Source organism: Parafilimonas sp. (assembly GCF_047606085.1).
Classification (GTDB): Bacteria; Bacteroidota; Bacteroidia; order Chitinophagales; family Chitinophagaceae; genus Parafilimonas.
Window position 1 is genome coordinate 1 of sequence record NZ_JASGEX010000011.1, and the last position, 9,751, is coordinate 9,751.

The following is a 9,751-nucleotide window of genomic DNA, read 5'->3' on the forward strand; positions in this document are numbered from 1 at the left end:
GATGAATATCATTTTAGATACAATAGAAGAAACAGTATGAATACAATATTTGATACACTGATAAAAAGGATGGCAACTTACGAACCGAAAAGGCTAAACAAGCCTGATACCTAAACGCCTATACCTACAAATCAAATATGAACCACTTACAAGAATAGTAATTCAGGATGACTTTCCGAAAGAAAAAAACTGCTTACAACGTCATTGATAAGGCTAAGTTTGTTACCAATGAGAATACAAACTATTTTGATAAAGAAGCGATAGAGCTTAATCCAAACCTCAATGTTATTATCGGCGGCAAATCTTCGGGCAAATCTTTATTACCATATCATATAGCTAAAGCGATTGACCCTGTACAAGTATCAGAGAAACTTGGTTTTTGGTTAATGAAAAAGAATATGATTTGGCAAACAAAGTGCCGGATTTTGATTTTAAGGTAAAATGACCATTGCAATATATCTTTTACTCATTGCCTGGCCGGCGCCGTGGAAATGAGTAATGCTTCTGCGGACTGCAAAGACGCATAAAACCATATTTTCTTATTACGGATGGGCAAGAACATTCCCCGTCATTTCTTTAGGAATCGTTAAGCCCATAAAGGTTAAGATGGTGGGCGCAATATCGCCCAGCTTACCAGGCTTTATATCCCCTTTAAATTCATTATTGATGATAAAGAACGGAACGGGGTTTAATGAATGCTGGGTATTTGGAGAGCCGTCTTCATTTATTTCATAATCTGCATTGCCATGGTCTGCCAGCAGGAAGCTTGTATAACCATGCGCCAATGCAGCCGCAACTACTTTTTCCACGCAGGCATCTACCGTTTCCACCGCTTTTATAACCGCTTCCCACACGCCGGTATGGCCCACCATATCAGCATTGGCAAAATTCAAACAAATAAAATCTGCTGTTTCATTCTCAATTTCAGGTACCAGCTTTTCCGTTATCTCGTAGGCGCTCATTTCGGGCTTTAGATCATACGTGGCTACTTTAGGCGATGCCGCCATTATCCTTTTTTCATCTATAAATGTAGCCTCCCGGCCGCCGCTGAAAAAGAAAGTTACATGCGGATATTTTTCCGTTTCCGCAATGCGTATCTGTTTCAGGCCGTTGTCTTCAATTATTTCACCCAGTGTTTTGGTTAAATTATCATTCTCAAAAACAATATGAACGTTCTTGAATGTCTTATCATATTCCGTCATGGTAACATAATACAACTGCAAGGGTTGCATATTGTATTCGGGAAACGCCTGCTGGGTAAGCGCCACAGTAATCTCGCGGCAACGGTCGGTCCTGAAGTTGAAACAGATAACCGCATCGCCGTCTTTAATGGTTGCCAAAGGCTGCTGCGCTTCATCCGCAATTACGGTTGGTATAATAAATTCATCGGTTACATTGGCTGCGTATGATTGTTCAACAGCGGCAACGGCATTGGTGGCTTTTATGCCTTCACCCCTTACCAGTGCATCGTAGGCAAGCCTAATGCGTTCCCATCTTTTATCACGGTCCATGGCATAATACCGGCCGCTAACGCTGGCAATTTTAGCCCCTTGCCGTCCTTCCCCTTCAGCAGAGGAGATATTATGTAGATGTTGTTGCAGTTCTTTTATAAAACCCAGCCCGCTTTTAGGGTCGGTATCGCGGCCATCGGTAAAGGCATGAATATACACTTCGCTTACACCTTCTTTGGCACATACATCGCATAAAGCTTTAAGGTGATTGATGTGCGAATGCACACCGCCATCGCTCACGAGGCCGAGAAGATGCAGGGCTTTTTTATTGTTTTTTGCATAATTGATCGCGTTTAAGAGTTCCTCATTTCTCTGGAACAGCCCTTCGCGGATGGCTACATTAATACGCTGCAGTTCCTGATAAACAACCCTGCCGGCGCCAAGGTTAAGATGGCCCACTTCGCTGTTGCCCATTTGCCCGTCGGGCAGGCCTACAGCCTCGCCGCAGGTGATTAATGTTGTGTTGGGATACTTGCTGTACAAGCTGCTTACAAAAGGCGTTTTGGCATGCTGAATAGCATCAGAAGTATATACCTGTCCCAGGCCCCAGCCGTCCATAATAATTAAAATTGCTTTGTTGCTCATGGCGTAAAGCTAACAGATTTATACATTGCTTGAACGATGTATGCGCCTGTATATGATTTTGAGCCCGGAATTTGGTTAAACATATAATAAATGCAGGCTTTCATTTCACAAATACATAACTAAATTGCTTAAACATTATACGTTACCTTTAGTCTGAATTTATACCTATCAACAATGAAAAAGTTTTTAACAATAATCGCATTTTTTTTAACCGCAAATGTATTTGCCCAGTCTGCAGATGATGTGGCAAATGCATTAAAAGCCGGAGATGCCAATAAGTTTTCAAGTTATTTCAGCAACGCTGTAAACATTTCGCTTCCGCAAAAACCGGAAGTAAAGAATTTGAGCAAGGCTGATGCGGCCGTCATGATAAAAAATTTTTTTTCCCAGAACAAGGTATCCGGCTTTGAAAGATTTTCTGATTCCCGCCAGTTGAATGACATGACTTATGTGGCCGGTAAATTAAAAGGCGCCCAGGAATACAATATAACCGTGGTTGTAAAAAGCACGGGCAACACAACATCTGTAATACGGGTGAGAATATTTTAGTTTTTTGTGAATGATTTTAAGAGAGGCTGTCTTAATAAAGGCAGCCTTTTTCATGTTTGTGCTGCAATAGCAATTTTCCATTATATAAGGAATATGGTAAATATTTTTTAGATTTGTCTAAAAATTATTTACGTGCAAGCTAATTTTTCCATAGCCGAAGAAAATTATATAAAGTCAATTTATCATTTGCAGCAGGAAGGAGGGGAGGTAAGCACGAATGCGCTTGCAGGCCATCTCAATACAAAAGCAGCATCGGTTACTGACATGCTGAAAAAGCTGCAGGCAAAACATTTACTCAACTATCTTCCTTATAAAGGCTTTAAGCTTAGCCGTGAAGGCAGTAAAGCAGCACTGATAATCATTCGCAGGCACCGGTTATGGGAATTTTTTCTCGTTGATAAATTGCATTTTAACTGGGAAGAAGTGCATGAAGTGGCAGAAGAGCTTGAACATGTGCGCAGCAAAAAACTGGTAGATAAACTGGATGAGTTTTTAGATTATCCAAAATTCGATCCGCATGGCGACCCGATCCCGGACAGCAATGGTAAAATTGATGAGCTTAAGCAGTTGCCCCTTGCTAACCTGCCTTTGAATAAACGGGCGGTTATAACCTCTGTATTAAATCAATCGAATGAACTGCTGGCATTTTTAAGCAGCCGCAACATAGCCATAGGCACTGTGCTTGAAGTAAAGCATAAACTGCCATTTGATAATTCTGTTGAAATTAAGTTCAGGAACAGGCAGTCTATCAATATTAGCGAACAAGTGGCAAAAGCCATACAGGTAAATCCTTTATAATATGGTAAAGAGCGATACACATTCTTTAAATGATGTGCATGAGAGCATAGATGCTACCAAACAGCGTAAAGGCTGGAAGAAGATACTGGCTTTTATTGGCCCGGCTTACCTTGTAAGCGTTGGTTATATGGACCCTGGCAACTGGGCAACCGACCTGCAGGGCGGCGCACAGTTTGGTTATAAGCTGATCTGGGTTTTACTGATGAGCAACCTTATGGCTTTATTGCTGCAATCCTTAAGCGCAAGGCTTGGTATTGTAAGAAGAAAAGACCTGGCGCAGGTAAACAGGGAAACTTATCCGCCGTTTACCAATTTTTGTTTGTATGTGCTGGCAGAATTAGCTATTGCAGCCTGCGATCTGGCAGAAGTGCTGGGCATGGCCCTGGGCATTCAATTGCTTACCGGGTTGCCGTTAATATGGGGCGTTTCCATAACAGTGCTTGATACATTTTTGCTTTTTTACCTTCAGAAAAAGGGCATGCGCACCATGGAAGCTTTTATTATTGCATTGGTATTGATAATAGGCATTTCCTTTTTGATAGAACTGTTTTTTGCCAAACCCAATATGGGCGAAATGATGAAAGGCCTCATTCCTTCTCCGTTAAGCAACCAGGCTTTATACATTGCGGTTGGCATAATAGGCGCCACTGTTATGCCGCATAACCTGTACCTGCATTCGGCACTGGTGCAAACAAGAAAAATAAATAACAGCGAAGCAGCTACGCGCAAAGCCATTAAATATAATATCGTTGACAGTACAGTGGCGCTGAATGCCGCATTTCTTGTAAATGCCGGCATACTGATACTGGCTGCCACCGCTTTTTTTTATGCAGGCCATTCATCTGTGGCAAGGATACAGGATGCCTATATGCTGCTTGAGTCGGCATTGGGCACATCGCTGGCGCCCATATTATTTGCTGTTGCCTTAATAGCCTCAGGACAAAGCTCAACGGTAACCGGTACCCTGGCAGGACAAGTGGTAATGGAAGGTTATCTGCACCTGCGCATCAATCCGTGGATGAGAAGGCTGCTCACCCGTTTATTAGCCATTATACCTGCCATAATTGTAATTGGCGTATATGGAGAAGCTGAAGTGGATAATATGCTTGTGTTCAGCCAGGTATTGCTGAGCCTCCAGCTTGGATTTGCCGTGATTCCCTTAATACATTTTGTAAGCGATAAAAAAACAATGGGTGTGTTTGCAATCAGGCCATTTGTAAAAATTATCGCGTGGCTGGTCGCAATCATATTGGTGTTTCTGAATGTACGGCTGGTAGCAGGCGAAATAATTGATACAATAAAGGAAGACGGACATTTATTTGTAAAGATCATTGTTATAATTGCCTCGTTGATTTTTGCGTGGCTGTTTATTACAATGACGGTTTACCCGCTTTATTCCAAAAGAAAACAAAGGCCATCTGCAAGCATTCATGGCGTTATACCGCAGTTACAGCATCTTTCCGTACACCCATTTCAGAGAATTGCAGTTGCGCTTGACTTTAAGACACTCGATGAAAAGCTTATTGCACACGCTGTCAAACAGGGTAATAAAAATGCCACATACTTATTGCTGCATGTGGTAGAAACCGTGTCTGCATCATTTTCAGGCAATGCAACCGACGACGATGAAACAAGGCTGGATGCCGAACGGTTGCAGGCCTATGCAACACAACTAATGCAAATGGGCTATACTGTTGAAATCCAGCTTGGCTACCAGCACCGCGTTGACGAAATTGTGCGCATTGTGAAAGATTTTAATGCTGATATGCTGGTAATGGGCGCTCACCGGCACCGTGGCTTAAAGGATTTTTTTTATGGTGAAACCGTTAATGTTGTCCGGCATAAGTTGCCTATACCGGTACTTATTGTAAGTTAAAGCGTGTTAATCCTTGTAAGTTGATTTTTGTTTTTTATAGAACCCGCAATTGTGCTTATCTCATCACGGCTGGCCTGTCCCGAGTGCCTGGGATGCACTGAGTGAGCTTCAGCCTGCTCAAAAGTTTTTTTTGGCAATGAATGGCATCTGCACTAAATATGGCATTAGGAATTTCTAAATGAGCCAGCAATGATTGAAAAGCCGGTATCTCGTTGGTTTTTTCTTCAATAGTGATATGCCCCAAGGTTACGAAAACCTATAAGTAACTTTCGGGTTACGCAAATTTTTAATCGCATTTTTTTCGATACATTCAAATTTTCGCCTTTCCGGCTGGTGACACCCGCCTGCGAAATTTGAAATGAACTCTTTTTCCTGATCAGTTTTGGCGCCGTGGAAGGGAAGCTGCAGCCGCCAAACGATATACAGATGACGGTATTGCGACGCAACCGTGCTTAACCGGAGTTAACTGGCCGGAAAAAAAATACCTGATCAATTGCCCCCGGCAATTAAAAATATCTTCAGAAACTCCGCGAAAAAGGAGCGCCTGCAAACTATTCTTAAAAAAACAATCACTTTTTCCATTTTCATTTGTTTACATTAGGTTTGCTGCCACTTTAAAAAACCGGGACATTCAAAATTTCTTACATGAACTTCAAGCGCATTAACAATTATACGGGCTGGGTTATTTGCCTTATTGCCTGTACTGTTTATATAATGACCAGCGAAGCCGGCGGCAGCCTCTGGGATTGTGGCGAATTTGTGAGCAGTGCTTTTAAAGTACAGATTCCGCACCCGCCGGGCGCACCTTTATTTGTTTTGCTGGGCAGGATGTTCATTGTATTGTTTGGCGATAACCCTATGACCGCCGCCAAAGCTGTAAATATAATGAATGCGCTGGCCAGCGGCTTCACCATCTTATTTCTGTTCTGGACGATAACGCATTTTGCCCGCCGCATTGCACTTGGGCGCAGCAGGAACAACGATGAGCTGACCAAACTGCAACTGGTAACCATTATGGGCGCCGGTATAATTGGCGCACTGGCTTATACTTTCACCGACTCTTTCTGGTACAGCGCCGTTGAAGGCGAGGTATATGCATTAAGCTCCTTTTTTACAGCCATTGTTTTCTGGGCTATTCTTAAATGGGAGCATCAGGCCGATGAGCCCGCCGCCGATAAATGGATTGTGCTTATCTTCTTCCTGATGGGTTTATCTATCGGCGTGCACCTGCTGAACCTGTTAACCATTCCGGCAATCGTAATGGTGTATTATTTCCGCAAACGCGAACATTTTCGTTATGATGTTATACGAAAATATTTTATAAGGCTTGCTGTTATTGGAGGCATTGCAGGGTTTATACTGGCGCTCGCAGGCGCCAGCGCAGAGGCAGACAGCGCCAGGGGCATACCTATGGATGCAACCGTAGCAGGATTAATTCTTTTGGGCGCAGCCGTTGCCATCGGCCTGCTGTTCCTGGTAGAAGGTTATAAGAAAGACCGCAAGGATTATTATGGCGGCGCTTATATCTTTTTCATTATCGGGTGTGTGCTGGTGGGCATTGTACAGGTAGGTGTAATACAAATATCCATTAAAGCAGCCGGATATTTCGACATCTTCTTTGTGAACTCGCTCGGCATGCCTTTTTTCTCCGGCTTTACCATATTTTTTGTGCTTGTTGCCGTGCTTATCTGGCTTGGCCTGCGCTTCGCTGCAAAAAAGAGCTGGTATTACCTGCGCCTCGGCTTATGGTGCCTTGCATTTATGCTGATAGGCTACAGCTCTTACTTAACTACCCTTATCCGCAGCAACGCTGATCCAGCCGTTGACATGTATAATGTGGATAACCCGATGAGCCTGGTTGGCTACCTCGGCCGCGACCAGTATGGCGATTTCCCAATATTGTATGGCCAGAAATTTACCGCACAACCCATAGATTCCAAAGAAATAGATTCTTACCAGAAAAGCAAAGACAAATACATACAGGTTGTGCGCAGCTATAAATACATTTATAATAAAGATGATAAAATGGTGTTCCCGCGCATGTGGGATGCCAGCAACGATCAGAACCATGCCGATTATTATGCCGTATTCATGAGCATTCAGAAAAAACAGGACGGCACGTATGAACGCTCCCCTACCTTCATGGATAACATCCGCTTTTTTGTAAGCTACCAGAATTATTTTATGTACCTGCGTTATTTCTTCTGGAACTTCAGCGGTAAGGAAGATGACCTGCAGGGCTTATATGCCGGCAATGTGCGGGATGGCAACTGGATAACAGGCGTTCCGTTTATGGACAGCGCACTGTACGGCGACCAGACTTACCTGCCTGATAGCTTAAAACACAACAAGGCGCATAACACCCTGTTCATGCTGCCATTTATTTTGGGGCTGATCGGCATGTTCTACCATTTCCGCAAGAAAGGCAGCGACGCACTGGTAACGTTTTTGCTTTTCTATTTTACCGGCTTTGCCATTGTGGTTTATCTTAACCAGGCCGGCTACCAGCCGCGTGAACGTGATTATGCTTATGTAGGCTCCTTTTACGCATTTGCAATATGGATTGGCCTTGCTGTTCCCTATTTTACAGAAATGGCTGTAAAATGGAACCAGAAAGCACTGAAATCCATGCTCATTTCAGGCGGTATTATTGCTGCGCTGTTTTTATTTGGCGCCCTCGCTGCAGGCGGCGGCATTGGAATGGGCCTTGGTTTTGCCGTTTTGTTCGGCGCTATTGCAGCCGGCGTTCCTTATATATTTAAGATGCTGAAGAATCCTTCTGCCATTGCTTACGCATCTGTTGCCGTATCGCTGGCCGTTCCGGTCTTAATGGGCCAGCAGGAATGGGATGACCACGACCGCAGCAAAAAGCAACTGGCGCGCGATATAGCCAAAGATTATCTTGAAAGCTGTGCGCCCAATGCCATCCTTTTCACGTTTGGTGATAACGATACCTACCCGCTCTGGTATGCCCAGGAAGTGGAAGGCATACGCCGCGACATACGTGTGATCAATACGAGTTTACTTGGTACTGACTGGTATGTAAACCAGCTTCGCTACAAGGTAAACCAAAGCGATCCGATAGATGTGATCCTTTCTTCAGCCCAGATTGAAGGCAACAACCGCGATGTGGTTTTCTTTAATGCCAACCCGCAATTTCCGGAAGACCGCTATTACGATCTTTACCAGATGATGAAAGATTATGTGGGCAGCGATGTATCGCTGGTGGGCGCACAAAATGGGAACAGGTACAATACCTTCCCTGTGCACAAAGTGGCGTTGCCCGTAGATAAACAGCTTGTGCTAAGCAACGGCACCGTTAATGCAAATGACAGCGTTGCCGATGCAGTGCGCTTCACCATTCCCAAAAATAACCTGTATAAAAACGATCTGGCTATTTTATGCGTGGTGGCAGCCAACAAATGGAAACGACCTGTTTATTTCACCATGCCTTATGGCGAACTGGGGTTTGGCAGTTATATCCGCCGCGATGGCTTGTCTTACCGCCTTGTGCCGGTTGAAAACGGCGGTGTAAACACGAACCGGACTTACGATGTTTTCATGAATAAATTCGGGTTTGGCAGCGCCAACATCCCGGGTGTTTATTTTGATGAAGAAAACCGCAGGCATTTAAATACCATACGCAAAGCGGAAGTGGACCTGGCTTTTGATTTAATTGACAAGGGCAAGAAAGATTCAGCCAAGGCCGTGCTGCAAAAAGTGGATAAGAATATGCTGCAGCAGAATTTTCCTTATGGTATGGTAAGCCGTGGTAACGATCATAACCAGCTTTCATTAGCCGTAATGCAGGCAGCTTATATGGCAGGCGATAAAGCGCTGGCAGAAAAAGTGGCCACCTCCGTTAAAACAGACCTGCAGCAACAGATGAAATATTACAATTCACTCTCCGGCTGGCAGGCCGATGGTTTGGTTTATGAAAAGCAGGGCGCCCAGGAAATATTAGAACGCCTGGCGCAGGTGCAGCAGGCCCTTTCAGGAGACAATCTGCCTAAAGTGCCCGAAGCAGGCGGCGAACTAAAGCGGGCCGCAGATTCAACAGACACAGCAAAGCCGGCAACAGATACAGCGAAATAACAGGAAAGGCGCAAAATTATAATTTTGTTAAACCGGTTGATGCCTCAACAATCAACATATTTAAAATGACAGATTAAGGCAACTGTTGCTAACGGAAAGCAGCAGGAACATAATTATAGTAAACACAGGATGAATTTGTGCATTAGCTATTTGCACCTGCTTTATAGGATTGCAAGATTATCTCACACTCTTGCCCGTCATTCCCGCGAAGGCGGGAATCTCATAATCATGCTGTATAAGCAAGGATGACTTTATAAAATGTATATTGGTACACGCTAAGTATGAGATGCCCCCGACGCATCGCAGGGCATGACGTGCCAGTGGTTATGTTTTATGC

6 protein-coding genes and 1 pseudogene are annotated in these 9,751 nt (G+C 44.0%); 6 read left to right on the forward strand and 1 reads right to left on the reverse strand.

All coding sequences use genetic code 11. The annotated features are described in order from the left end of the window. Nucleotides 1–114: pseudogene (locus QM629_RS01355) on the forward strand (IS1595 family transposase); the annotation flags it as partial. 53 nt (nt 115–167) lie between these two features. Further along, the gene (locus tag QM629_RS01360) at nt 168–440 is read left to right on the forward strand and encodes a hypothetical protein (protein WP_415156415.1); all 273 of its coding nucleotides are present in this window, start codon (nt 168–170) and stop codon (nt 438–440) included. Nucleotides 441–542: 102 nt separating this feature from the next. On the opposite strand, the gene gpmI is transcribed toward QM629_RS01360, so the two are convergent. Continuing rightward, nucleotides 543–2,096, reverse strand: a complete 1,554-nt coding sequence (gpmI, locus tag QM629_RS01365) for a 2,3-bisphosphoglycerate-independent phosphoglycerate mutase (protein WP_415156417.1) — start codon at nt 2,094–2,096, stop codon at nt 543–545. A 174-nt stretch (nt 2,097–2,270) separates the two neighbouring features. Between gpmI and QM629_RS01370 the strand changes: the two genes are divergently transcribed. The 4 genes from QM629_RS01370 (at nt 2,271) to QM629_RS01385 (ending at nt 9,414) form a co-directional block, all read left to right on the forward strand. Continuing rightward, a complete protein-coding gene (locus QM629_RS01370) occupies nt 2,271–2,645 on the forward strand; it encodes a DUF4783 domain-containing protein (protein ID WP_415156419.1) in 375 nt (124 codons plus the stop codon). A 132-nt stretch (nt 2,646–2,777) separates the two neighbouring features. Then, nucleotides 2,778–3,443: a metal-dependent transcriptional regulator gene (locus QM629_RS01375; protein WP_415156421.1), complete on the forward strand. Its 666-nt coding sequence runs from the start codon at nt 2,778–2,780 to the stop codon at nt 3,441–3,443. Between the two features lies 1 nt (nt 3,444). Further along, on the forward strand, nt 3,445–5,319 hold the full coding sequence (locus tag QM629_RS01380; RefSeq protein ID WP_415156423.1) for an Nramp family divalent metal transporter: 1,875 nt from the start codon (nt 3,445–3,447) through the stop codon (nt 5,317–5,319). Between the two features lie 645 nt (nt 5,320–5,964). Beyond that, entirely contained in the window at nt 5,965–9,414 is a 3,450-nt protein-coding gene (locus tag QM629_RS01385; RefSeq protein WP_415156425.1) for a protein O-mannosyl-transferase family, read from the forward strand. The last annotated feature ends 337 nt before the right edge of the window (nt 9,415–9,751 follow it).